General features: G+C 61.8%; 19 protein-coding genes and 4 tRNA genes. 16 read left to right on the top strand and 7 right to left on the bottom strand.

What is annotated here, in order from left to right; genetic code table 11:
* Window positions 1-12: 12 nt before the first annotated feature.
* Complete coding sequence (locus C9990_RS21915; protein WP_106804666.1) at window positions 13-2,460, bottom strand: acyl-CoA dehydrogenase; 2,448 nt, start codon at window positions 2,458-2,460, stop codon at window positions 13-15.
* A 191-nt stretch (window positions 2,461-2,651) separates the two neighbouring features.
* Here C9990_RS21915 and C9990_RS21910 point away from each other — a divergent pair, with 191 nt between their 5' ends.
* The 4 genes from C9990_RS21910 (at window position 2,652) to C9990_RS21895 (ending at window position 5,828) form a co-directional block, all read left to right on the top strand.
* Window positions 2,652-3,311, top strand: a complete 660-nt coding sequence (locus tag C9990_RS21910; RefSeq protein ID WP_106804665.1) for a transglutaminase family protein — start codon at window positions 2,652-2,654, stop codon at window positions 3,309-3,311.
* A 56-nt stretch (window positions 3,312-3,367) separates the two neighbouring features.
* Entirely contained in the window at window positions 3,368-3,985 is a 618-nt protein-coding gene (locus tag C9990_RS21905; protein ID WP_106804664.1) for a glutathione S-transferase family protein, read from the top strand.
* A 134-nt stretch (window positions 3,986-4,119) separates the two neighbouring features.
* Window positions 4,120-5,052, top strand: a complete 933-nt coding sequence (locus tag C9990_RS21900) for an ABC transporter ATP-binding protein (protein ID WP_065901421.1) — start codon at window positions 4,120-4,122, stop codon at window positions 5,050-5,052.
* Window positions 5,049-5,828, top strand: a complete 780-nt coding sequence (locus C9990_RS21895) for an ABC transporter permease (protein WP_065901419.1) — start codon at window positions 5,049-5,051, stop codon at window positions 5,826-5,828. The genes C9990_RS21900 and C9990_RS21895 overlap by 4 nt, the downstream gene beginning before the upstream one ends.
* Before the next feature lie 127 nt (window positions 5,829-5,955).
* On the opposite strand, the gene C9990_RS21890 is transcribed toward C9990_RS21895, so the two are convergent.
* Window positions 5,956-6,495: a TetR/AcrR family transcriptional regulator gene (locus tag C9990_RS21890; protein WP_106804663.1), complete on the bottom strand. Its 540-nt coding sequence runs from the start codon at window positions 6,493-6,495 to the stop codon at window positions 5,956-5,958.
* Window positions 6,496-6,586: 91 nt separating this feature from the next.
* Between C9990_RS21890 and C9990_RS21885 the strand changes: the two genes are divergently transcribed.
* The 3 genes from C9990_RS21885 (at window position 6,587) to C9990_RS21875 (ending at window position 10,976) form a co-directional block, all read left to right on the top strand.
* Window positions 6,587-7,780 (top strand): MFS transporter, encoded by a 1,194-nt coding sequence (locus C9990_RS21885; RefSeq protein ID WP_106804662.1) that lies wholly within the window; start codon window positions 6,587-6,589, stop codon window positions 7,778-7,780.
* Between the two features lie 114 nt (window positions 7,781-7,894).
* On the top strand, window positions 7,895-9,043 hold the full coding sequence (locus tag C9990_RS21880; RefSeq protein ID WP_106804661.1) for a TDT family transporter: 1,149 nt from the start codon (window positions 7,895-7,897) through the stop codon (window positions 9,041-9,043).
* A gap of 58 nt (window positions 9,044-9,101) precedes the next feature.
* Window positions 9,102-10,976 (top strand): MFS transporter, encoded by a 1,875-nt coding sequence (locus C9990_RS21875; RefSeq protein WP_106804660.1) that lies wholly within the window; start codon window positions 9,102-9,104, stop codon window positions 10,974-10,976.
* A 52-nt stretch (window positions 10,977-11,028) separates the two neighbouring features.
* Here C9990_RS21875 and sugE read toward each other — a convergent pair whose 3' ends face one another.
* The 3 genes from sugE to rdgC all read right to left on the bottom strand — a co-directional run bounded on the left by sugE (window position 11,029) and on the right by rdgC (window position 13,492).
* Window positions 11,029-11,343 (bottom strand): quaternary ammonium compound efflux SMR transporter SugE, encoded by a 315-nt coding sequence (gene sugE / locus C9990_RS21870; RefSeq protein ID WP_003237114.1) that lies wholly within the window; start codon window positions 11,341-11,343, stop codon window positions 11,029-11,031.
* A gap of 107 nt (window positions 11,344-11,450) precedes the next feature.
* Complete coding sequence (locus C9990_RS21865) at window positions 11,451-12,416, bottom strand: bile acid:sodium symporter family protein (RefSeq protein ID WP_106804659.1); 966 nt, start codon at window positions 12,414-12,416, stop codon at window positions 11,451-11,453.
* A gap of 155 nt (window positions 12,417-12,571) precedes the next feature.
* Complete coding sequence (gene rdgC / locus C9990_RS21855; protein ID WP_065901389.1) at window positions 12,572-13,492, bottom strand: recombination-associated protein RdgC; 921 nt, start codon at window positions 13,490-13,492, stop codon at window positions 12,572-12,574.
* 159 nt (window positions 13,493-13,651) lie between these two features.
* Here rdgC and C9990_RS21850 point away from each other — a divergent pair.
* From C9990_RS21850 to C9990_RS21815, 8 genes are all read left to right on the top strand, one after another.
* Window positions 13,652-13,727, top strand: a tRNA-Val gene (locus C9990_RS21850).
* 19 nt (window positions 13,728-13,746) lie between these two features.
* Window positions 13,747-13,823 (top strand) — tRNA-Asp (locus C9990_RS21845).
* Window positions 13,824-14,000: 177 nt separating this feature from the next.
* A tRNA-Val gene (locus C9990_RS21840) sits at window positions 14,001-14,076 on the top strand.
* A 19-nt stretch (window positions 14,077-14,095) separates the two neighbouring features.
* A tRNA-Asp gene (locus tag C9990_RS21835) sits at window positions 14,096-14,172 on the top strand.
* Window positions 14,173-14,489: 317 nt separating this feature from the next.
* Window positions 14,490-16,073, top strand: coding sequence for a BCCT family transporter (locus C9990_RS21830; protein ID WP_106804658.1), 1,584 nt, complete (start codon window positions 14,490-14,492; stop codon window positions 16,071-16,073).
* Window positions 16,074-16,158: 85 nt separating this feature from the next.
* Complete coding sequence (locus tag C9990_RS21825; protein ID WP_106804657.1) at window positions 16,159-18,168, top strand: CocE/NonD family hydrolase; 2,010 nt, start codon at window positions 16,159-16,161, stop codon at window positions 18,166-18,168.
* 82 nt (window positions 18,169-18,250) lie between these two features.
* The gene (locus C9990_RS21820) at window positions 18,251-19,186 is read left to right on the top strand and encodes a LysR substrate-binding domain-containing protein (RefSeq protein WP_106804656.1); all 936 of its coding nucleotides are present in this window, start codon (window positions 18,251-18,253) and stop codon (window positions 19,184-19,186) included.
* A gap of 16 nt (window positions 19,187-19,202) precedes the next feature.
* Entirely contained in the window at window positions 19,203-20,483 is a 1,281-nt protein-coding gene (locus tag C9990_RS21815; RefSeq protein WP_106804655.1) for an MFS transporter, read from the top strand.
* A 228-nt stretch (window positions 20,484-20,711) separates the two neighbouring features.
* Here C9990_RS21815 and C9990_RS21810 read toward each other — a convergent pair whose 3' ends face one another.
* Complete coding sequence (locus C9990_RS21810; RefSeq protein WP_106804654.1) at window positions 20,712-21,878, bottom strand: catalase family protein; 1,167 nt, start codon at window positions 21,876-21,878, stop codon at window positions 20,712-20,714.
* Window positions 21,875-23,683, bottom strand: a complete 1,809-nt coding sequence (locus C9990_RS21805) for a di-heme-cytochrome C peroxidase (protein WP_106804653.1) — start codon at window positions 23,681-23,683, stop codon at window positions 21,875-21,877. The genes C9990_RS21810 and C9990_RS21805 overlap by 4 nt, the downstream gene beginning before the upstream one ends.
* A gap of 247 nt (window positions 23,684-23,930) precedes the next feature.
* Between C9990_RS21805 and C9990_RS21800 the strand changes: the two genes are divergently transcribed.
* Window positions 23,931-24,662, top strand: a complete 732-nt coding sequence (locus C9990_RS21800) for an FKBP-type peptidyl-prolyl cis-trans isomerase (RefSeq protein ID WP_012723274.1) — start codon at window positions 23,931-23,933, stop codon at window positions 24,660-24,662.
* Window positions 24,663-25,069 lie beyond the last annotated feature (407 nt).

Below are 25,069 nucleotides of genomic sequence, written 5' to 3'. Positions count from 1 at the left end.
TGACCGCTGGACTCAGCGGACTTTACCCTCGGTGTGTTCCAGCTCTTCCTTGCTGAAATCATCCACGTCGATCACCTTGCGCCGCGCCGCCTCGGCGTCACGCAGGGTCTGTGCTTCAGCCGGTTGCAGCACGCCGGCGTGCAATGCAGCGTCGATCGCATGTTCGCCGGCAGTCGGCTTGACCTGGCCGCTTTTGAGCGCGCTGTGCAGTTTTTTCTGCAGTGGGTGGCTGGCACCCAGCAGGTCGTAGGCATGTTGCAGGGCGCCCACCGGATCTTCCGCCGATTGTGGGCGGTAGCAGCCGGCCAGCAGTTCTTCCAGGGTCGGGTCGCCTTTGGCACGGCCAATCACCGCGGCCACTTCGGCATCCAGCGCGTCGGACGGCCCGGTATGGCGACGCCCGAACGGGAACACGATGACCCGCAGCAGGCAGCCCAGTACCTTGTTCGGGAAGTTGCTGAGCAGTTCATCCAGTGCGCGCTCCGACTCGCCGAGGCTTTCTTCCATGGCCCAGGTGAACAGCGGTTCCAGGTGATCCGGCGAATCCAGGTCGTGATAACGCTTGAGTGCTGCCGAGGCCAGGTACATGTGGCTCAACACATCGCCCAGGCGCGCGGACAGGCGTTCGCGGCGCTTCAACTCGCCGCCGAGCAGCATCATGCTCAGGTCGGCGAGCAGGGCGAAGGCGGCAGCCTGGCGATTCAGGGCGCGGAAGTAACCTTGGCTGAGGCGGTTGCCCGGGGCTTTTTCGAAGTGGCCCACGCCCAGATTCAGCACCAGGGTGCTGGCGGCGTTGCTCACGGCGAAACCGATATGCTGCATGAGCAGGCCGTCGAACTCCTTGAGTGCCTGGTCATGGTCTTCGCGACCGGCCAGGGCCATTTCCTTGAGCACGAACGGATGGCAGCGGATGGCGCCCTGGCCGAAGATCATCAGGTTGCGCGAGAGGATGTTCGCGCCTTCTACCGTGATGAAGATCGGCGCACCCTGCCAGCTGCGGCCCAGGTAGTTGTTGGGGCCCATGATGATGCCCTTGCCGCCGTGCACATCCATGGCGTGGCTGATGCATTCACGACCGCGCTCGGTCAGGTGGTACTTGAGGATCGCCGACAGCACCGAGGGTTTTTCGCCCAGGTCGACGGCGTTGGCGGTGAGCATGCGCGCGCTGTCCATCAGCCAGGCGTTGCCGCCGATGCGCGCCAGGGCTTCCTGGATACCTTCGAAGGCCGACAGCGGCACGTTGAACTGCTCACGCACCTGGGCGTACTGGCCGGTGACCAGGCTGGTGAACTTGGCGGCGCCGGTGCCGACAGCGGGCAGGGAGATCGAACGGCCGACCGACAGGCAGTTCATCAACATCATCCAGCCCTTGCCGAGCATTTCCTGGCCACCAATGAGGAATTCCAGGGGGATGAACACGTCCTTGCCGGAGTTGGGACCGTTCATGAAGGCAGCGCCCAGGGGCAGGTGGCGACGGCCGATTTCCACGCCGGGGGTGTCGGTGGGGATCAGCGCCAGGCTGATGCCCAGGTCTTCTTCCTCGCCCAGCAGGTGGTCCGGGTCATGTGCCTTGAAGGCCAGGCCGAGCAGGGTCGCGACCGGCCCCAGGGTGATGTAGCGTTTTTCCCAGTTGAGGCGCAGGCCGAGGGTTTCCTTGCCTTCCCATTCGCCTTTGCAGATCACGCCGGTGTCGGGCATGGCGCCGGCGTCGGAGCCGGCCAGCGGGCCGGTCAGGGCGAAGCAGGGGATGTCATCGCCGCGCGCCAGGCGCGGCAGGTAGTGGTTGCGTTGCTCATCGGTGCCGTAGTGCAGCAGCAATTCGGCCGGGCCGAGTGAGTTGGGCACCATCACGGTGGACGCCAGGTCGCCGCTGCGGGTGGCGAGTTTCATCGCGACCTGGGAGTGCGCATACGCGGAGAAGCCCTTGCCGCCGTATTCCTTGGGAATGATCAGGGCGAAGAAACCGTGGGTCTTGATGTGTTCCCAGGCAGCGGGCGGCAGGTCCATGGCCTGGCCGATTTCCCAGTCGCTGACCATGGCGCAGAGTTCTTCGGTCGGGCCGTCGATGAACGCTTGTTCTTCTTCGGTCAGTTGCGCCTTGGGATAGGCCAGCAACTTTTCCCAGTCCGGGCGACCGCTGAACAGTTCGCCGTCCCACCACACGGTGCCGGCGTCGATGGCATCGCGCTCGGTCTCGGACATCGGCGGCAGGACTTTCTGGAACCAGCTGAACAGCGGCTTGGTGAAGTATTGGCGGCGCAGGTCCGGTAGCAACAACGGCGCCGCGACGGCGGCCAGCAGCACCCAGAAGATCAGCAGCAACCAGCCGGGAGCGTGACTCCAGGCGCCCATCGCCAACAGGTAGACGGCGACCACGCCCAGGGCGGGCAGGGGCGCGGTGCGCCGGTGTGCCAGGTAGGCAATGCCGACCACCAGAACCAGTATCCACAACAACAGCATATTCAATCCTCCGTGAAACCAGGGGCGAAATCACCAACGAGCTTAGTCGGCATCCGAGCAAGCGGGGTGATCAGGGTGTAACGAGTTGTGCTGGAAGCACCCATCTTCAGGCGCCGACATTTGGCCGAATCGTCGTTATCTCTGTGGCGGACCTGTCGTTAAACTCAAGGCTTCCTTCGGAGATCAAGCTCATGGATACGTACCTGAGTCCCAGCCGCTTCATCGATAGTGACCACCCTGCGGTGGTGGAGTTCGCCGAAAAACATCGTGGTCCCAGCGCGGATTTAAGTGACCAGGCGGTCAGTCTTTATTACGCCGTACGTGAGGCGATTCGCTACAACCCCTACACCTTCAGTCGCGACCCAGGCACCCTGAGCGCCAGCTATGCCCTGGCTGCCGGCGAAAGCTACTGCGTGCCCAAGGCCACCTTGCTCGCTGCCTGTGCCCGCCACTGCGGGATCCCGGCACGCATCGGCCTGGCCGACGTGCGCAATCACCTGTCGACGCCACGCCTGATCGCGTTGCTCAAAAGCGATGTGTTCGCCATGCACGGCTACACCGAACTGTACCTGCGCGGTCGCTGGGTCAAGGCGACGCCGGCGTTCAACAGCCAATTGTGCGAGTTGTTCGATGTGCCACCGCTGGAGTTCGATGGCCTCCACGACAGTGTTTTCCATGCGTTCAATCGCCAGGGCCGGCGCTCGATGGAGTACGTGGTGGACCACGGGCAATTTCCCGACGTGCCCGAGGCATTTTTCTTCGCCCATATCCAGCAGTGTTACCCGCACTTGTTTGCCGAGGACATGCCGACGTTGCTGGGCGATATGCAGAGTGATTTGAGCCGCGCGTGAACCGGCGTATGCTGCTGCGTTCATCTAGCCATGTTCATCAACAATAAGGCGCGGTCATGCTGAAAATCTGGGGTCGTAAAAATTCATCAAACGTCAGGAAGGCACTCTGGTGCGCCGAGGAACTCGGCCTGGACTATGAGGCAATTGATGCGGGCGGGGCTTTTGGTGTGGTCGACACGCCGCAATACCGGGCGTTGAACCCCAACGGCCGGGTGCCGATGATCGAAGACGGTGACTTCGTGTTGTGGGAATCCAACACCATCGTGCGTTATCTGTGTGCCAAGCAGGCATCCAGCTTGTATCCCACTGACCTGAAGGCGCGGGCCAACGCCGAAAAGTGGATGGATTGGACCACGTCGACCTTCGCCGACCCGTTCAGGACCGTGTTCTGGGGCGTGCTGCGCACCCCCGCGGACAAACAGAACTGGGACACCATCCACGCCGGGCGCAAGACCTGTATCGATGTGCTCAAGACCGTCGACCAGGCGCTCGCAGTGCAGCCGTATCTGTCGGGCAATGAAATCGGCATCGGCGATATTCCCCTGGGCAGCTTCATCTACGCCTGGTTTGAAATGCCCATTGAACGGCCTTCGATGCCCCACCTGGAGGCCTGGTACCAGCGCCTGCAGCAGCGTCCGGCCTACCGCAAGGCGGTCATGACTGCGTTGACTTAATACCCACTATTAATACGGGTGACTGTACTTGTGCGGCGCGGGCAAGCACCATGCTTGTCATGCGCCGCCGTTGAACTACGTGGGCTGCGCCCTCATCTATTGTTTCTATTCCCTTCTTTGGTGCGTAATCCGATATGAGTTCCGCTCTGTCCATCCGGCAGCTAACCAAAACCTACGGCAACGGTTTCCAGGCCCTGAGTGGTATCGATCTGGACGTTGCCGAGGGTGATTTCTTCGCCTTGCTCGGCCCCAACGGTGCCGGCAAATCCACCACCATCGGTATCCTCTCGACCCTGGTCAACAAGACCAGCGGCACGGTGAATATCTTCGGGCATGACCTGGACAAATCCCCGGCGGCGCTCAAGCGTTCGATCGGCGTGGTGCCCCAGGAATTCAACTTCAACCAGTTTGAAAAGACCTTCGACATCGTCGTGACCCAGGCGGGTTACTACGGCATTCCGGCGAAAGTCGCCAAGGAACGCGCCGAGCAGTACCTGACCCAGTTGGGCCTGTGGGACAAGCGCGACGTGCCTTCGCGCTCGCTGTCCGGCGGCATGAAGCGGCGCCTGATGATCGCCCGTGCGCTGGTGCATGAACCGCGCCTGCTGATCCTCGACGAGCCCACCGCTGGCGTGGACATCGAGCTGCGCCGTTCGATGTGGACCTTCCTCACCGAGCTGAACCAGAAGGGCATCACCATCATCCTCACCACCCATTACCTGGAAGAGGCTGAGCAGTTGTGCCGCAACATCGGCATCATCGACCATGGCACCATCGTCGAGAACACCAGCATGCGTAACCTGCTGGGCCAGTTGCATGTGGAGACTTTCCTGCTCGACCTGAAGAACAACCTGTCGGTCTCGCCGCAACTGCTCGGCTACCCGAGCCGCCTGGTGGACAGCCATACCCTGGAAGTCCAGGTGGACAAGGCCATGGGCATCACCGCGCTGTTCACCCAGTTGGCAGCCCAGAACATTGAAGTGCTGAGCCTGCGCAATAAAACCAATCGCCTCGAGGAGTTGTTCGTGTCCCTGGTGGAGAAAAATCTGGCGAAGGTGGCGGTATGAGTTCCGAACTGCAACCCAACATCGTCGCGCTGCAAACCATCGTCTACCGCGAAGTGAAGCGCTTTACCCGGATCTGGCCGCAGACCCTGCTGCCGCCGGCGATCACCATGGTCCTGTACTTCGTGATCTTCGGTAACCTGATCGGCCGGCAGATTGGCGACATGGGTGGCTTCACCTACATGGAGTACATTGTGCCGGGCCTGATCATGATGTCGGTGATCACCAACTCCTACGGCAACGTGGTCTCCAGCTTCTTCGGCAGCAAGTTCCAGCGCTCCATCGAGGAGCTGATGGTCTCGCCGGTCTCGCCGCACACCATCCTGATCGGCTACACCCTGGGCGGCGTGCTGCGTGGCCTGATGGTCGGGGTGATTGTGACGCTGCTGTCGCTGTTCTTCACCCACCTGCAGGTACATCACCTCGGGGTCACCTTGCTGGTGGTGGTGCTGACCGCGACGATCTTCTCGCTGCTCGGCTTCATCAACGCGGTGTTTGCGCGCAACTTCGATGACATCTCGATCATCCCGACTTTCGTGCTGACACCGCTGACGTACCTGGGCGGGGTGTTCTACTCCATCACCTTGCTGCCGCCGTTCTGGCAGACCGTGTCGCTGGCCAACCCGGTGCTGCATATGGTCAACGCCTTCCGCTACGGCATCCTGGGCGTGTCGGATATCAAGATCAGCGTGGCGATCACCTTCATGCTCGTGGCGACCGTGGTGCTGTATATCGGTTGCGCGCGGTTGCTGGTGAGCGGGCGTGGGATGCGTACGTAACCTCGACGCGGTCAAAAATGTGGGAGCGGGCTTGCTCGCGAATGCAGTCTGTCAGTCGATACATCTCTGACTGATCCACCGCATTCGCGAGCAAGCCCGCTCCCACATTGGGTTTTGCAGTGTGCCTTCAGGGTTTGAGTGCCAACTCGATCAGGCCGTGCAGTTCTTGCACCGACAGCGGCGCGGTTGAGAAGAGAATCCGAAAAACCGTCGGCGCCGCCAGCAGATTGATCAAGTGGTCCACGCTCGGGGGCGATTGATCCGGATAGCGGTCGACAATCGCCTGCAACTGCCCACTCAGGATACTCACGCAGTAACCCGGCGTGATCATGCATTGCAGGTCGCGCATCATGTTGCGACCGGGCTCTGAACTCATTTCATCCAGGTATTGCTCGGCCCAGGCTTGCAGGTCGCCGCGCAGGCTGCCGGTGTCGGCGGGCGCGCTGTCGGGGCGCATGCGGGCCAGGGCCACGTCCGCGAGCAACACCGACAGGTCGCCCCAGCGCCGGTAGATGGTCGAGGGCGTGACGCCCGCGCGCGCAGCAATCATCGGCACGGTGACGCTGGAGCGCTCATGGGCTTCCAGCAATTCACGCACTGCCGAATGGACCGATTCTTGTACCCGGGCACTGCGGCCCCCCGGGCGGAGGCCTTCTTTTATCGCCATGCTTGTGACCTTAACACAAAGAATTTGCTTTAAGCGCTGGCGAGTAGCACACTCCGCAAAAGCAAAATATTAGCTTTAGCGGAGCGTGCCCATGTCCAGCCCTATTTCCCATCGTTCCAGCCTGGTGTTCCTCGCGATCACCTTGCTGACGTTTCTCGCGGCCTCCAGTGCGCCGACGCCGTTGTACCACCTGTATCAGGAGGGCCTGCATTTTTCGGCGGGCATGCTCACGCTGATCTTCGGGGTCTACGCCTTGAGCCTCCTGGCGGCGCTGTTGACCGTCGGATCGCTGTCAGATTACCTGGGGCGCAAACCGGTGATTTTTGCCGCGCTGATCCTGGATATGCTGGCGATGGTGCTGTTTATCAATGAAGACAGCGTCGCCTGGCTGATCGCCGCGCGCACCTTGCAGGGTTTCGCCACGGGCATGGCCACCGCAGTGTTGGGCGCCGCCTTGTTGGATACCGATCGCCAGCAAGGCCCGCTGGTCAACAGTGTGGCGCCTTTGCTGGGCATGGCCTGCGGCGCGATGGGCAGCAGTCTGTTGGTGGAGTTCGCGCCATTGCCGACCCAACTGATTTACTGGACGTTGCTGGCATTGATGCTGTTGCAGGCCGTGTATGTGTGGCGCTTGCCGGAAAGCGTCAGTCGCATCCCCGGCGCGCTGGCGTCGCTGCGCCCCACCTTGCATGTACCGCCCCAGGCGCGCCGCGCTTTGTGGCTGTCGTTGCCGGTGGATGTGGCAGTGTGGGCGATGGGCGGTTTCTATCTCTCCCTGGCGCCTTCACTGGTGCGCGCCGCCACCGGCTCGACCTCCAACCTGATCGGTGGCGGCCTGGTCGCCGTGCTGACCCTGAGCGGCGCGCTGATGATCTTCACCCTGCGCAATCGCCCGGCCGACAAGGTGCTGCGCCTCGGGGCCGGCTTGCTCGCCATCGGTGTGACGCTGATCCTCACCGCCGTGCACAGCGCCAGCCTGCCGCTGTTCTTCATCGCCACGCTGATCGCCGGCAGCGGCTTTGGCGCTGGCTTTCTCGGCGCCTTGCGCAGCGTGGTACCGCTGGCCTTGCCCCATGAGCGCGCGGGCCTGATGTCGGCATTCTATGTGTTGAGTTACCTGGCGTTCTGCTTGCCCTCGCTGCTGGCGGGCAACCTGATCCGCAGTTTCGGCCTGATTGCCACCACCGATGGCTACGGCGCGATCCTCATTCTGCTGGCGCTGGGCGCGTTGTTAGGGCTGCTGTTGCAGGACTCGGCGCGAGCCAGGGCCACGGCGGGCGAGTGAGTCCTGCTTTTATATTGGTAAAACAGATAACAGTTAGAGATATTACCCGTTATATAGATATTCGATCAGGTTCTATCATGGTCTCAACCTCATGCGAGGAAGAGGAATGCCATCATGACCTGCTCGACAACCATCAGTTACAAACCCTTCAGTCACCTGACCCGTCCCCGGGAAGTGATTCGCCAGTTCACCCCCAACTGGTTTGCCGCGACCATGGGCACCGGCGTGCTCGCGCTGGCCCTGGCGCAGCTGCCGGTCAACCTGCCTGGCCTGCATGCCATCGCCGAAGGGCTGTGGCTGCTGACCATCGGCCTGTTTGTGCTGTTCAGCCTGTTGTACGCGGCGCGCTGGGTGATGTTTTTCCACGAGGCGCGGCGTATTTTCGGGCACTCCACCGTCTCGATGTTCTTCGGCACCATTCCCATGGGCCTGGCCACGATTCTCAACGGGCTGCTGCTGTTCGGCCTGCCACGCTGGGGCAACGAGGTGATCGCGCTGGCTGAAGCGGTGTGGTGGCTGGATGTGGCGATGGCCCTGGCCTGCGGTGTGCTGATCCCGTTCATGATGTTCACCCGCCAGGAACACAGCATCGACCAGATGACAGCCGTGTGGTTGTTGCCGGTGGTGGCCGCCGAAGTCGCCGCCGCCGGCGGTGGCCTGCTCGCGCCGCACCTGGCCGACGCCCATTCGCAACTGGTGATGCTGGTGACCAGCTATGTGTTGTGGGCGTTCTCCCTGCCGGTCGCATTCAGCATCCTGACCATCCTGATGTTGCGCATGGCCCTGCACAAATTGCCCCACGCCAATATGGCTGCCTCGAGCTGGCTGGCCCTGGGCCCTATCGGCACCGGCGCCCTTGGCATGTTGCTGCTGGGGGGCGATGCGCCGGCGATCTTCGCGGCCAACGGCTTGCCGGGTGTGGGCGAGATGGCCAACGGCCTGGGCCTGGTGGCCGGCATTACCCTGTGGGGCTTCGGCCTGTGGTGGATGCTGATTGCGGTACTGATCACCCTGCGTTACCTGCGCGCCGGCATTCCGTTCAACCTGGGTTGGTGGGGGTTTACCTTTCCGCTGGGGGTGTATGCCTTGGCCACGCTGAAGTTGGCGAGCCTGTTGAACCTGGGGTTCTTCAGTGTGTTTGGTTGCGTACTGGTGGTGGCATTGGCGCTGATGTGGCTGATCGTTGCTACGCGCACCGTGCAGGGCGCCTATAAAGGCGAGCTTTTTGTATCGCCGTGCATTGCAGGACTAGCGAATAAGTAAGCGGAGTTAGGTAAAGTCGTGGCCTGAATCTATAACAGGCCACGCAGGAACACGGACGATGAGCCACCCCTCGCAATTCACCTTGCTGCGCACACGGCGCTTCCTGCCGTTCTTCATCACCCAGTTGCTGGGCGCGTTCAACGACAACATCTTCAAGCAATCGCTGATCCTGGCCATTCTGTACAAGCTCACCATCGACGGCGATCGGGCCATCTGGGTCAACCTGTGTGCGCTGTTGTTCATCCTGCCGTTCTTCCTGTTCTCGGCGCTGGCCGGGCAGTTTGGCGAAAAATTCAACAAGGATGCGTTGATCCGCGCGATCAAGATCGGCGAGATCGTGATCATGGCCGTCGGCGCCACGGGCTTCCTGTTCAATCACCTGGAACTGATGCTGCTGGCGCTGTTTGCCATGGGCACGCACTCGGCGCTGTTCGGGCCGGTGAAGTACTCGATCATGCCCCAGGCGCTGCATGACGATGAGCTGGTGGGCGGCAACGGCCTGGTGGAAATGGGCACGTTCCTGGCGATTCTGGCCGGTACCATTGGCGCCGGGATCATGATGTCGTCCACCCATTACGCGCCGGTGGTGTCGGTGGCGATTGTCGGTGTGGCGGTACTCGGTTACCTCGCCAGCCGCAGCATCCCGCGCGCGGCGGCTTCGACCCCGCAGTTGCGGTTGAACTGGAACATCTTCAGCGAATCCTGGGCAACTTTGCGCCTCGGCCTGGGCCAGACCCCGGCGGTGTCGCGCTCGATCGTGGGCAACTCGTGGTTCTGGTTCGTCGGTGCGATTTACCTGACGCAGATTCCGGCCTATGCCAAGGAGTGGCTGTACGGCGACGAAACCGTGGTCACGCTGATCCTGACCGTGTTCTCGGTGGGCATCGCCCTCGGTTCGATGCTCTGTGAAAAACTCTCGGGCCGTAAGGTGGAAATTGGCCTGGTACCGTTCGGCTCGTTTGGCCTGACCGTGTTCGGCCTGTTGCTGTGGTGGCACTCCGGCGGCTTCCCACAGAATGTGCAGGCCAATGACTGGCTGGCGGTGTTGAGCTATGGGCAGGCCTGGTGGGTGTTGTTCGATATCCTCGGCCTGGGTGTGTTCGGCGGCTTTTACATCGTGCCGCTGTACGCGCTGATCCAGTCGCGTACCGCCGAGAATGAGCGGGCGCGGGTGATCGCCGCCAACAACATTCTCAACGCGCTGTTCATGGTGGTCTCGGCGATCGTGTCGATCCTGCTGCTGAGCGTGGCCAAGCTGTCGATCCCCGAATTGTTCCTGGTGGTGTCACTGCTCAACATCGCGGTCAACACCTACATCTTCAGGATCGTTCCCGAGTTCACCATGCGGTTCATGATCTGGCTGCTCAGCCATTCCATGTACCGCGTGGAGCATCGCAACCTTGATCTGATTCCGGACGAGGGCGCGGCGTTGCTGGTGTGCAACCACGTCTCGTTTGTCGATGCACTGTTGATCGGCGGCGCGGTACGTCGGCCGATTCGCTTTGTCATGTACTACAAGATCTACCGCTTGCCGGTGCTGAACTTTATCTTTCGCACGGCCGGGGCGATTCCGATCGCCGGGCGCAACGAAGATATCCAGATCTACGAAAAGGCCTTCACGCGGATTGCGCAGTACCTGCAGGACGGGGAGTTGGTGTGCATTTTCCCGGAAGGCAAATTGACCAGCGACGGTGAGATGAATGAGTTCCGTGGTGGCGTGACGCGCATTCTGGAAGAGACGCCAGTGCCGGTGATTCCGATGGCGCTGCAGGGGTTGTGGGGGAGTTTCTTCAGCCGCGATCCGAACAAGGGCTGGTTCCATCGCATCTGGTCGCGGGTGGTGTTGGTGGCAGGTGAGCCGGTATCGGTCGAGTCGGCGACGCCGGCGCAGTTGCAGGAGAAGGTCACGCAACTGCGCGGCACGGTCCTGTAGGAGCACGGCTTGCCGGCGATGGCGCTCGTTCAGGCGCTATCGCCGCAAGCGGTCACGTGCTGATCTTGAGACCAATCAGTCCGCAGATGATCAACGCCACGCTGGCCAGTCGGAACAGCGCCATGGATTCCCCGAACAGGATAATCCCGGCGATCACCGTGCCCACCGCACCCACGCCGGTCCAGATGGCGTAGGCGGTGCCCAATGGCAGTTCCTTCATGGCCAGGCCCAGCAGGCCGAGGCTGATGGCCATGGCGGCAATGGTCAGGGCGGTCGGCAGTGGCTTGCTGAAACCGTCGGTGTACTTCAAGCCGACGGCCCAGCCGACTTCAAACAAACCGGCAAAAAACAGAATGATCCAGGACATGATGACCTCGCTTTTATAGGCGGGGTCGTCCCCGGAGTATGCGCCTCGATAGCGTCGCGGGGTCGTCCCCGCGAAGCTCGGTAGAGTGCCGAAAATTGATCAGGCGATCAAGTTTGCGGCGTGTTCTCCAGCGCGCGGCGGTCTTCCTTCTCGCTCATGCGGCGGAAATACGTCGAGAGCAACGCCCCGGAAATATTGTGCCAGACGCTGAACAGCGCGCTCGGTACCGCCGCCAACGGCGAAAAGTGTGCGCTGGCCAATGCGGCGCCCAGCCCGGAATTCTGCATGCCGACTTCCAGCGCCAACGACTTGCGTTGCGCCAATGGTAGTTTGAACAGGCGGCCGGTGAAGTAGCCCAGCAGGTAACCGAAGCTGTTGTGCAGCATCACCACTGCCATGATCAGCAGGCCCGACTCGGCGATCTTCGCCTGGCTGGCCGCCACCACTGCCGCGACGATGATCACGATGCTCACCACCGACACCAGCGGCAGCACCTCCACGGCGTGGCGCACCCGCTCGCCGAGCAGGCGTTGCGCGACCACACCGAGCACGATCGGCAGCAGCACCACTTGCAGGATCGACCAGAACAAATCCATGAACGACACCGGCAGCCAGGCCGACGCCAACAGCCAGATCAGCGCCGGCGTGAGCAGCGGGGCGAGGAGGGTGGTGACGGCGGCGATGGCCACCGACAGCGCCAGGTCGCCACGAGCCAGCCAGGTCATCACGTTGGACGAAGTGCCGCTCGGGCAGCAGCCGACCAGGATCACGCCGACGGCAATTTCCGGCGGCAGGTGGAAAGCCTGGCACAGCAGCCAGGCCACGCCCGGCATGATTACAAAGTGCGCGACCACGCCCAGTGCCACGCGCCATGGGTGGCGTGCGACCTCGGCGAAGTCTTCGAGTTTGAGGGTCAGCCCCATGCCGAACATCACCAGGCCCAGCAGCGGGACGATGGCGCTTTTCAGGCCAATGAACCAGCTGGGTTCGAGGAAGGCCACGACGGCGAAAATCAACACCCAGTAGGCGAAGGTGTTGCCGACGAAGCGGCTCAAGGCAGCGAGTGCGCGCATGGGGATGTCCTTGTTATTAGAGGTCGGAAGTACAAATGCGATCAGATGTGGGAGCGGGCTTGCTCGCGAAGGCGATGTGCCAGTCAATCCATCTGCTGACTGATCCACCGCCTTCGCGAGCAAGCCCGCTCCCACATTTTGATCTTCACATGGCTTTAGATGCCTTGTGGAGTCTCTTCGCCGCCGAGTGCTTCCACCAGCGCCGGCAGGAAGTCGCCAAACGTCAGCATCATCAGGGTAAAGCTTGCATCCAGTTGGCCCAGGGCTTCTTCACCGCCGTCCTGCTCCGCCTGGTCTTGCAGCAGGTCTTCGAACTTCAGGCGCTTGACGGTCATCTTGTCGTCGAGCATGAAGGACAGCTTGTCCTGCCAGGCCAGCGACAGTTGGGTCACGACTTTGCCGGTGGTGAGGTGCAGCTGGATTTCCTCGCCGGTCAGGTCCTGGCGCTTGCAGCGCACGATGCCGCCGTCTTCGTGGGTGTCGCGCAGTTCGCATTCGTCGAGGACGAAGAAATCATCGGCCGGTTTCTGGGTGGTGACCCAGTCGGTCATGATTGCAGTCGGTGCGGTCTTCACGGTGAGTGGACGTACCGGCAGGGTGCCGATGACTTCACGCAGGGTCGAGAGCAGGTCTTCGGCACGTTTCGGGCTGGCCGAGTTGACCAGGATCAGGCCCTGTTTCGGCGCGATGGCGGCGAAGGTCGACGAGCGACGGATAAAGGCGCGGGGCAGGAAGGCCTGGATGATTTCATCCTTGATCTGGTCGCGTTCCTTTTTATAGACCTTGCGCATTTGCTCGGCCTCGATCTCTTCGACTTTCTCTTTCAGCGCGTCACGCACCACGCTGCCCGGCAGGATGCGTTCTTCCTTGCGCGCGGCAATCAGCAGGAAGTCACCGCTGACGTGAACCAGAGGAGCGTCTTCGCCTTTACCGAAAGGCGCGACGAAACCGTAAGTGGTCAACTCCTGGCTTGCACAAGGGCGCGCCAGCTTGGTGGCCATTGCCGCTTCCAACGCCTCGGCATCAACAGGCAGATCTTGGGTCAGGCGATAGATAAGCAGGTTCTTGAACCACATGGGGTGAGTCTCTCCTTTATACAAAGGGGGGCATTATTCTCTTGATATCGCCTGAGGCCAACCCTGCCTAAGCCATTGGAAGGCCTCAAAAAAAAGATTTAAGAAAGTGCTTGCCAGACCCAGGGTCGCTCCGTAGAATGCGCGCCACACCGAAACGAAGGGTGATTAGCTCAGCTGGGAGAGCATCTGCCTTACAAGCAGAGGGTCGGCGGTTCGATCCCGTCATCACCCACCATTCGCTTCAAGTGTTACGCGCAGCGGTAGTTCAGTCGGTTAGAATACCGGCCTGTCACGCCGGGGGTCGCGGGTTCGAGTCCCGTCCGCTGCGCCATATTCGGTAACCTGGAACGCTGAACGCCAGGTCGCCACAGAAAGCCCGCTCATTGAGCGGGCTTTTTTCTGCCCGAAATATGGCAAAAAAGCGTGATTTAAACTTTTTTTAAATAAATTGCATTTAAATCAAGACATTACGATTTTTTGGTGTATGATGCGCCCACACCGAAACGAAGGGTGATTAGCTCAGCTGGGAGAGCATCTGCCTTACAAGCAGAGGGTCGGCGGTTCGATCCCGTCATCACCCACCATTCGCTTCAAGTGTTACGCGCAGCGGTAGTTCAGTCGGTTAGAATACCGGCCTGTCACGCCGGGGGTCGCGGGTTCGAGTCCCGTCCGCTGCGCCATATTCGGCAACCTGGAACACTGAACGCCAGGTCGCCACAAGAAGCCCGCTCATTGAGCGGGCTTTTTTTTGCCTGCGATTTGACCTCCCGTCACCTTGCCACGCGCACTGCAGGTTAATCCTGAACGGTGGGTACGCCATGACGTGGCGGAATACCCCCATGCCCATTGGTCGATTGCGCCTCCTGCCGCTTAAACGGTTATCTATAGCCACGCGAAGACTTCCAGGCGAGCTACCGCAGCAGGACGCTGTGGTGCCCGCTCTCTAACAATGGCCTGTCAAGGCGATAAAAATAGTCTGCAAGGGGAATGGCACTTGATGAAATATCCACTGCGTCCGTTGGTGTTCTGGCCAACGTTCCTGATCCTGCTGGCGGCAGTGATCGCCAGCTACATTGACCTGAATGCGTTCCTGACGGTCAGCAAACAGCTCAACAGCCTGATCCTGAACAACTTCTCCTGGTTGTTCAGCGCCGGCTCGTTCGCCATGGTGGTGTTGACTGCGATTGTCTACCTGTCGCCGCTGGGCAGGGTGCGTATCGGCGGCGAAGATGCCCAGCCCCTGCTGAGCAAGTGGCGCTGGTTCATGGTGGCGCTGTGCACCACCCTGGCGGTCGGTGTGTTGTTCTGGACCACCGCCGAACCGCTCTATCACCTCTACGGCCCCCCCACCAGCCTGCCCATCGAAGCAGGCAGCGGCGCGGCCAAAAGCTTTGCCATGTCGACGATGTTCCTGCACTGGACCATCACCCCCTACGCCATCTACCTGGTGCCCTCGCTGGTGTTCGCGCTGGTGTTCTACAACCGCCGCGGCAACTTCTCGATTGGTGCCATGCTCGAGCCGCTGCTGGGCGAGGCGCGGGTCAAGCGCTATGCCGGGTTGATCGACACCCTGGCGATGTTTGCCCTGGTGGCCGGCATGGCTTCGTCCCTGGGCACTGGCGCGCTGACCTTGTCGGGTGGCCTGAGCCAGTACATCGGCGGTGAAACCACACCCCTGCGCCTGGCGATCATCATCGCGATCATTGTCATCACCTTTGTCGCCTCGGCCGCCAGCGGCCTGCAGCGCGGCATTGTGATGCTGTCGTCGTTCAACACCTGGATCATGCTGGCCCTGGGGCTGTTCGTGCTGTTGTGCGGACCGACCCTGTACATGTTCAGCCTGGGCGTCGAGTCCCTGGGCATCTACCTCGACACCTTCTTCAGCCGCAGCCTGTTCACCGGCGCCGCCAGCGGCGACACCTGGCCACAGAGCTGGACCGTGTTCTACTGGTCGGTGTGGTTTGCCTGGGCACCGGTGAGCGCGCTGTTCCTCGGCAAGATCGGCCGCGGCTACACCGTGCGCGAATTCATTCATATCAACATGCTGTACCCGGCGTTGTTCACCGCGGTGTGGATCTGCATCTTCTCCGGCACCAGCCTGTACTTCGACGCCCTGGGCGACGGCAGCCTCAACCGCGTGCTGAACGAGCAGGGCGTGGAGCATGTGCTGTACCAGATGTTCCAGCAATTGCCGGCCAGCGCCTTGATGGTCGCGTTCCTGCTGTTCGTGGCGTTCATCTCCTTCGTCACCGCCGCAGACTCCAGCACCGATGTGATCGCCAACCTGTGCAGCAAAGGCGTGACGGCCGATTCCGACCTGGACGGCAACCCGGCATTGAAGATTGTGTGGGGGGTGATTATCGGCACGGTGTCGTGGGTGATGGTCGCCTTCATCGGCATCGACGGCGTGAAGATGCTCTCCAACCTCGGCGGTCTACCGGGGATGATCCTGGTGCTGCTGGCCAGTACCTCGCTGATCTTCTGGCTGAAGAACCCCGCGTTACTCGAGGTGAAACGCCAGCAGCCCGTCAGCGAACCCGACGTGCGTGACGCCGACCCCGTCGCGGCATACGCCCGCTAACTCATGAAACTGTGTGCCTCCCCACGCGCTCCCTGGCGGGCGCGGGGGAGTCGTTTGTTTGCAATAAACGCGTTTGGAGCTACCGATGGAAATCGTTACCGAGTTTGCCTACAAGGTCCGTGAAATCGAGCATTGCCTGATCCCCTTGAAGGACGGCACCCAACTGGCCGCGCGCATCTGGCTGCCGGAAGTCGCCGGTTTGCAGACCTTTCCGGCGATCCTGGAATACCTGCCGTACCGCAAGCGCGACGGCACTGCCGTGCGCGATGCGCTGACCCACCCGTGGATGGCGGGCCAGGGTTATGTGTGTGTGCGCGTGGACATGCGTGGCAACGGCGAATCCGAAGGCCTGATGGCCGACGAATACCTGCTGCAGGAGCAGGACGACGCCCTCGAAGTGATCGACTGGTTGTGCCGGCAACCCTGGTGCGACGGCAACGTCGGCATGATGGGCATCTCGTGGGGCGGCTTCAACGGCCTGCAGGTCGCAGCGCGCCAGCCCGAGGCGTTGAAGGCGATCATCACCTTGTGTTCCACCGATGACCGCTTTGCCGACGACATCCACTACAAGGGCGGCAACCTGCTGATGGAGAACTTCGGCTGGGCCGCGACCATGCTCAACTTCAGCGCCGCGGTGCCCGATCCCCTGCTGGTGGGCGACGCCTGGAAAAACCTCTGGCACCAGCGCCTGGAGGGCATGCCGCTGCTCGCCGAAACCTGGCTGAAACATCAGACCCGCGATGACTATTGGCGCCACGGTTCGGTGTGCGAGGACTATTCGAAGATCAAGGCGGCGGTGTACGCCGTCGGTGGCTGGGGCGACGCTTACCGCAACACGGTTTCGCGACTGATGGAGCACCTGCCGGGGCCGAGGAAGGCCATGATTGGCCCGTGGATTCACAAGTATCCGCATTTTGCCGTGCCGAATCCGGCCATCGGCTTCCTGCAAGAAGCCCTGCGCTGGTGGGATTACTGGCTTAAAGGTATCGAAAATGGCGTGATGGACACTGCCGCCTGCACCTTTTACCTACAGGATATTCTGTCACCCAAAGGCTGTTACGCCGAGCGTCCCGGCATTTGGGTGCAGACCTCGGGCTGGCCGGACCCGCAAGTGCAGTGGCGCGATTTCAGTCTCGACGAGCGCGGCCTCACGCCCGGCAATCACGCATTGGCCGCGCCCCGCAGCGTGTGCTCGCCGCTGACCACCGGCTTGCATCAGGGTGAATACTGCGCCATCTGGTTTGGCCCTGACGGGCCGACGGACCAGCGTCGCGATGATGCCCACTCGCTGTGCTTCGACTCCCAGCCGCTGACCGAACCCTTGGCGCTGTTGGGCGATGTGCGCCTCACGTTGCGCCTGGCCAGCGATACGACCTGTGGGCAATTGGTCGCGCGCCTGAATGCGGTGGCGCCGGATGGGCAGGTCACGCAGATCAGTTATGCCGTACTTAATCTCACTCTTCGCGAAGACTTTTCCCACGTCACGCCGGTAGTTCCGGGTGAAGCGATGGACGTGCAGCTGAGCCTCGATCATATCGGCATGCGTTTGCCGGCCGGCTATCGCTTGCGCCTGGCCCTCAGCACCGCGAGTTTCCCGTTGCTGTGGCCGAGTCGCGAGCTGACCACGCTGACCTTGCTGCCGGGTGTGCAAAGCCTGCAACTGCCGGTATTCGTCGGCGAAGCGGTGGACTGCCCGTTCGAGGCGCCGCAATCGGCAACGCCGGCGGCCCTGGAAGTCTTGCGTGCCGCCGCGCCGAAACGCACCTTGATCGAAGACGTGGGCAGTGGCGAAGTCTGCGTGAAGATCGAAGACGACCTGGGGGCCGTGCGCTTTACCGATCACGGCCTGTCCGTGGACCAGCGCTGCACCGAGCAATATCGCACCTTGCCCTGGGACCCGCTGTCCACCCGTGCCGATATCCAGTGGCACTATCGGGTGGGCCGCGATGCCTGGGAGGTGGAGGTGGAAAGCCGCCTGAGCGTGCACGCCGATGCCGAGTGGTTCTACGTCGAGGCGGAGCAGACGGCCTGGGAGAACGGCCAGTTGGAACACCGTCGGCAATGGAGCAAGCGCGTGGCCAGGGTCGCGCTGTGAGTCAGCAACTGGCAGGATGCCTGGCCACGTGATCTCTGCGAGCCCGGCCAAACCCGGGCCCGCTCTGCCATTGGAACCGCTTATGTCACGCCGAAACGTCGACCTTCCGCCCCTCAACTGCCTGCAGACGTTCGAAGCGGCGGCCCGTCATTTGAGTTTTACCCAGGCTGCCCATGAACTGAACCTGACCCAGAGCGCGGTCAGCCGCCAGATCAAGCGTCTGGAAGAAGACCTGGCGCGCCCGTTGTTCTACCGGCTGGCGCTGGGATTGAGCCTGACGCCCGCCGGGGTTCGCTACTTTCGGACCGTCCAGCGGCTGCTGCGCGAACTTGACCGCGAGTCCGCCGAGTTGCGTCGGCGCGGCGCCGATCGCCAATTGACCCTGGCCAGCACGCCGACCATCAGTTCGATCTGGCTCGCCGGCCTGCTGCCGGAGTTCCAGCGCGAACACCCGGACCTGGATATCCGCATTCTGTGCAGCGAAAGCCCTGATCATCTGGATGTGAGCGAGTATGACCTGGGCCTGTTCTATCACCTCGATGAGCTGCCGCCACCCCACGACCTGGAACTGTCGCCGGTGTTCGAGCGCGAGCAGGTCATCGCGGTGTGCAGCCCCGGTTATATCGAGCGTCACGGCCCGATCAGCGACGTGCAACAGTTGCTGCATGCCCATACGTTGCTGATCGTCGAGGACCACTCCCATGACTGGCTGACCTGGACCGACTGGTTCGCCGATGTCGGCGCCCATTACCACACCCCGCGTCATGCATTGCGCACCAACAGCTATCAACTGTTGATGCAATCGGCGGTCATGGGCCACGGCGTGGCCCTGGGCTGGAAGAGTTTGCTGATGGGCGAATTGGCTGCCGGTCGCCTGCAGATGGCCTTGCCCCAAACCATGCACAGCCGGGGTCGCCTGCACCTGATGCAACCGCACCACCGCAACCTGCCCTCGGCTGCGCGCAGCTTTCGCCAATGGTTGCTGGCCCAGGCCAGCCATATGAACGACACCCTCTAACCTTCGACTTGCCACCATGAACCTGACTTTCCTGACCTTCCCCGCGCTGTACAGCGCGACCATCCTGATGCTCACCGGCAACGGGCTGTTTTTCAGTTTTATCGGCCTGCGCTTGAGCAGTCAGGGCATCAACGAGCTGTGGATCGGCGCGCTGACGGCGGCGTACTACGGTGGCATGGTCTGCGGGGCCAAGTTCGGCCACCGCATGATCGCGGGCGTCGGGCATGTGCGCTCGTATGTGGCGTGTGCAGGCGTCGCCACCATCATCGTGCTGCTGCATGTGCTGTTCGAGCAGTTGGCGTTCTGGCTGGTGCTGCGATTCGTGATGGGCCTGGTCATGATGAACCAGTACATGGTCATTGAAAGCTGGCTGAACGAGCAGGCGGAAAACAACCAGCGCGGCGCGGTGTTTGCCGGCTACATGGTGGCGGTGTCCCTGGGCTTGATGTTGGGGCAGGGCGTATTGATCTGGCGCCCGGAGCTGGATTTCAAGCCGCTGATAATCGTGGCGATCTGCTTTGCCGCGTGCCTGCTGCCGGTGACCATGACCAAGCGTCTGCACCCGGCCAAGCTGGTGGCGGCGCCGCTGGAAGTGGGGTTTTTCTGGCGGCGGGTGCCGCAGGCGCTGACCACCGTGTTCGTCACCGGCCTGATGATCGGCGCGTTTTACGCGCTGGCTCCGGTATTCGCCACGCGCAACGGCCTGAGCACGGCCCAGGCCAGTACCTTCGTCGCGGTGTCGATCTTTGCCGGGCTGTGCGGGCAGTGGCCGATCGGCTGGCTGTCGGATCGCATTGATCGGTCCCGGTTGATCCGTAGCTGCGCCCTGGCCCTGGGGCTGGTGGTGATTCCGCTGTGGGGGCTGGTGCAACTGCCGTATGCCTTGTTGCTGGTGTTCGGCTTTCTCAGCGGTTTGCTGCTGTTCACGCTGTACCCGCTGGCGGTAGCGCTGGCCAATGACAACGTCGAACAGCCGCGGCGCGTGCCCTTGAGCGCGATGATGCTGGCCACCCACGGGATTGGCGCGTGCCTGGGGCCGATGCTCAGCGGCGCGCTGATGAACAGCTACGGCCACGGTGCGTTCTACATGTTGTTTTCGGCCTGCGCGCTGCTGCTGATCTGGCGTGTACAGCCCAAGCAGGTCACCGGCGAGTATCGGGTCGAAGGCGCGCCGTTGCACCACGTGGCCATGCCGGAACATCCGATGGGGGCTATGGCTGCAGTGCTCGACCCACGGGTGGACGAGATCCCCGAAGAACTGGTGATCAACGACCCGGTACCCGATACCCGAGCCTGACGCCTACTTGGCTTTTTTCTTGCGCGTCTGGCGCGTGGCCAGGTGCTCGAAGCAAAATGAGGCGGTGCCGAACACGGCGATTATGGTCAGGACGAGCATGCCGAGGGTTGAGCTTTCCATGGAAAATGCCTACGTGATGGAGTAGGCATCCACGGTAGTTTCGCGCCGAAAATGGCTCAATAGATCCGACGCAATCCTTACGGCGCCGGGCCCGTTATTACGCACTCTTTACGGGTTGTTGCGGCTGTGACGGTAATCGCTGACCGCTTCGTATACCGCCTTGCGCAAGCGGTTGATACCGCCGATGGGGCGATGCTCCGCCACACCGAACCAGGGGTTGAACGACTGGTTGTCACACGCCAGGTTCTGCTCGGGGGTATCGAAATCCTGGGCCGGGATGCGCACCTTGGCCACGCTCTCATAGGGCGCATCACTCTCCTGCCATTCGATACTGGTGTCTTCGATCGGCATGAATTTCTGCGGGTTCTGCCGCTGGATCTGCAGCACGAAACACGCCGGCACGCGGTCGGTGGACAACTGTTGGCTCAAGGCGCTGCGCAGGAAGTTGGGCAGGTCCTGGTTCTGTTTGGGCAGCACGTATTCCGGGCAATCCTGCGGATCGGGCGCAACGCGGAACTTGGCGTTGGCCGCACCGAACTTGTAGGGCGATACCGAAAAGTAGGTGGTCTGCGTCGGGCTGGCAGGGGCGGGTGCCAGGGTCGCCAGGGCGATAAACAGATGCCGTACCTGCCAACTGCGCGGGTCGACCTTGGGGAAGAACGCGAGGACTTTCTTGCCATCCGCTTGTGCGCCGATGTTCTGCGCGTATTCCGCCACATCGCTGACAAAGAAATTCGGGTGGCTGAACATCACGAAGTCCTGCTCTGTGCGGTTTTGCTGATCCGCCAGCAGTTGTTTGCCCGGCACATCCAGCAACTTCAGCGCCATGCCGCGGGCATCGCGGATGCTGTCGAACTGCGGGTAGGCGTTGCCGTTGGACAGCCGAATCAGCGCCTGCCAGGTCTTGCCCGGCTCGGCGAACACGCCCTGGCGCAAGGCCGGGTCCAGGTCCGCCAGCACACTGACTTCGGCCTTCACACAGCCATGCGCCTTGGCGTGGGCATCGCGCAGGTAGCGCGTGCCTTCGCGGTGCTGGTCAACGATGCGCACCGCTGTCTGGATAATGCCCTGGGTCATCGCCGCTTCACCTGGCGGGACCTGCTCGTTCGGTGAGACCGGGCCACTGTGCTGCCAGGCGTACCAGGCGGTCGCGGCGAGCCAGCCGAGCAGGCCCAGGCCGACCAGCCACAGCAGGGTCTTGCCGAGCCACGCGCCGAGGCGCAGCCAGAGACGGGAGAGCAGGGAAGGTCGGTCGTATTGAGATCGGATAATCATGGCAGTTGTTGCTCCAGCGGGCCGCCCAGCACTTTCAGGTATTCCAGCAGCGCCCAGCGTTCCTGCGGCAGCAAGCCGCGGCCGATAACGCCGTTGCCACGTTGGCCGGCACGGAATTCGTGACCGCTGTTGTGGTTGCCGGTGAGTTTTGTATCGAACAGGAAGGCGTTCTTGAACACGGCGGTCTGGAAACCCAGGTGGCGCGGGTCATAGTCGAACGTGCCTTTATAGAAGGTGGTGCTGCGCTCGTCCTGGGGCGAGAGCAATTGGTAGATCGTCGGCACCGAGCCGTTGTGCAGGAACGGCGGGGTGGCCCACACGCCGGCCAGCGGACGGGCCTTGTAGGCGCGCAGCTCACGCACGCCGATGGGCAGCCCATAGCCATCCAGCTGCGGGCGCTCGGCGGGGGTGACGCCGGCGGCGCGATAGGCGTGCTCTTCAACGAACGCCGTGACGTAGGCCAGGCCCTTGGCCACGGACATTTTTTTCAGGTCCAGTGGCTCGGTCGGCGTGGGGTGCAGCTCGACATTCAACTTGGCCAGCTCCGCCGGGTCCCACTGCAGGGCGCTGAGGTCATAGCGCTGGTCGGCAATGTTGCTGGCGGTGCCGGGGTCGGTGCCGATGTACTCCACCGGGAGCATTTTCAGTTGCTGGACCGGGCGGCCGTTTTCCTGGGTGACGGTCGGCACATGGCAACCGGCGCAATTTTCCGCGAACAGTGCGCGGCCCTGGGCGGCGAGGGGCTTGTCGATGGCGCCGAACAGGTCTTCCGGCCAGGTCGGCGGTTTGAGCCGTTGCAGGGTTTCTTCGATCAGGTTGAGGTCGCGTACGCGCACGCTCGATGGGTAGCGCGCGTCACCCTGGAGCGGTTGGCCGGCGCTGTCGAAGAAGGTCAGGGTGGCGCCTACACCGAGGGCTTCGCCGATATTGCGCGCCATCGGCTGCTGGGCCGAGCCGTTCCATTGCACCCAGTCGAAGGTCCAGATATCCCACAGGTGCGGGTAGTCCACTGGCGCATTGGCGACGCGATAGTTGTCCGGCGAAATCGCGTCGCCGAAGCTGGCATTGGCGATGCGGCCGAACGCGTCGGTACGGCCCGGGCCTTCTTCGGTGGGGTAGAGGCCGCGGTGGGTGTCGTTCCAGGCAACTTTCAGGAACTGGTTCAGCGACTGCTTGAAGTCCTGGCGCAGTTGGCTGTGCTGGGCATCGTACTGATCGCCGAGCACCTTGCGCGCGAAGCGCTCGAATTTCCACGGGTTGTAATACGTTGCCGCGAGGCTGGCGACGAGGGCCTGGCCGAAACTGCCGCCGCGCAACGTGGGCACACTGGACGGCAGCACATGCTGGGCCGAGCCGCCATCGATGCGCAGGGCCTGGCCCTTGAAGTGCAGCTCGCCGGTGTGGCAGGCGGCGCAGGTGATGTCCAGGTATTCAACGCTGCTGCCGGCGTTGGTGTGCCGGGCAAACCCCACCGGCAGGTTGCCGGGGTTTTGCGCGGTGGGCACCTGTTTGGGGTCGACCAGGAAGCCGAAGCGCGCCAGGTACTCCGGCGTGGCGAAGCGCTGTTCGGAAAACGGCAGTTCCAGGGCAGTGAACCAGTTGTAATGCAGGCCCTTGACCTGGGTGCCCTGGGGCGTGAAGTAATAGGTCTGGCGGTCGACGGCACTCCATTGATCCTGGTAGTGCACCTGCTCCACGGGCACGTATTCCGGCAGCCTGGGGTTGAGGGTGTAATAGATCACCACGGCCAGGGCGAGCCCCAGCAGGATGAATATCAACAGTAAAACACGGGAAAAAATGCGCAAGATAACTATCCTTGTCGAGTTGTCGCGTTGTTATGCCACTACGCCATAAGTGCGGCAAGTGGCCATGAGCCTGGTAGTAGGCGGTCCCACGATCCTTCGCGGGTCCCCATAATGAATGAAAATGCTTTTAAACACGTGAACTTATCGGAAGTTTCCTGCTCACATGCCGGTAGCCATTGGTCGTGGCCGCCTGATAAGCTCGCGACTTTATTCGAATGCCCTTTTGGCGCATGAACAAGGAAATAGCATGAAACAGCATCGGTTGGCGGCGGCGGTGGCCCTGGTTAGCCTGGTACTTGCGGGTTGTGATTCGCAGACCAGCGTAGAGCTGAAAACCCCGGCGCAGAAAGCTTCCTACGGTATCGGCCTGAACATGGGCAAAAGCCTTGCCCAGGAAGGCATGGATGACCTGGATTCCAAAGCGGTAGCCCAGGGCATCGAAGATGCCGTCGGCAAGAAAGAGCAGAAGCTCAAAGACGACGAGCTGGTTGAAGCGTTTGCCGCACTGCAGAAGCGTGCTGAAGAACGCATGACCAAGATGAGCGAAGAGTCGGCAGCCGCCGGCAAGAAATTCCTCGAAGACAATGCCAAGAAAGACGGCGTAGTCACCACCGCTTCCGGTCTGCAGTACAAGATCACCAAGAAAGCCGACGGCCCTCAGCCTAAGCCGACTGACGTGGTGACTGTGCACTACACCGGCAAGCTCACCAACGGCACCACCTTTGACAGCTCCGTGGATCGCGGTAGCCCGATTGACCTGCCGGTCAGCGGCGTGATCCCGGGTTGGGTCGAAGGCCTGCAACTGATGCACGTAGGCGAGAAGGTCGAGCTGTACATCCCGTCCGACCTGGCCTACGGCGCCCAGAGCCCGAGCCCGGCGATTCCAGCCAACTCGGTGCTGGTATTCGACCTGGAGCTGCTGGCCATCAAGGACCCAGCCAAGGCTGAAGCCCCTGCAGCACCTGCCGCCAAGAAGTAATCGGCACCTGAACACTCAACGCCCCGTCTCGACGGGGCGTTGTTGTTTCTGGCCCTCGGAAAACGCGTGCTTCCCTGTAGGAGCCGGCTTGTCGGCGAAAAGCGCTGAGCCACTGCATTTTCTCCAGAATACTGGCGTAATCGTTGACACTCATGGCTGGCAAGCCAGTACCTGCAGAAATCTGATCGAACCCATGATGGGTCGTGGAGTCTGATATAAGACTCGAGTACGGGTAGCCGCACATCTACGCCAAGTCAATGAAATCTTGGGTTTTTTTAATGTGCGCAAAAAACGCCCGATCTGACTGCAAGCCTTGTACTGCGTGGCTTTCAGCCGGAAAAATAGGCTCTGTTCACAAGGTTATCCACAATTTGTGTGGATAACCTTTTATGTCGCCTGGAACTGGA

Origin of the sequence: Pseudomonas sp. S5D5 (assembly GCF_003013355.1) — a bacterium.
GTDB lineage: Bacteria > Pseudomonadota > Gammaproteobacteria > Pseudomonadales > Pseudomonadaceae > Aquipseudomonas > Aquipseudomonas aylmerensis.
Note: the sequence above shows the minus strand (reverse complement) of the source record. Positions and strands in the feature narration are given on the sequence as shown.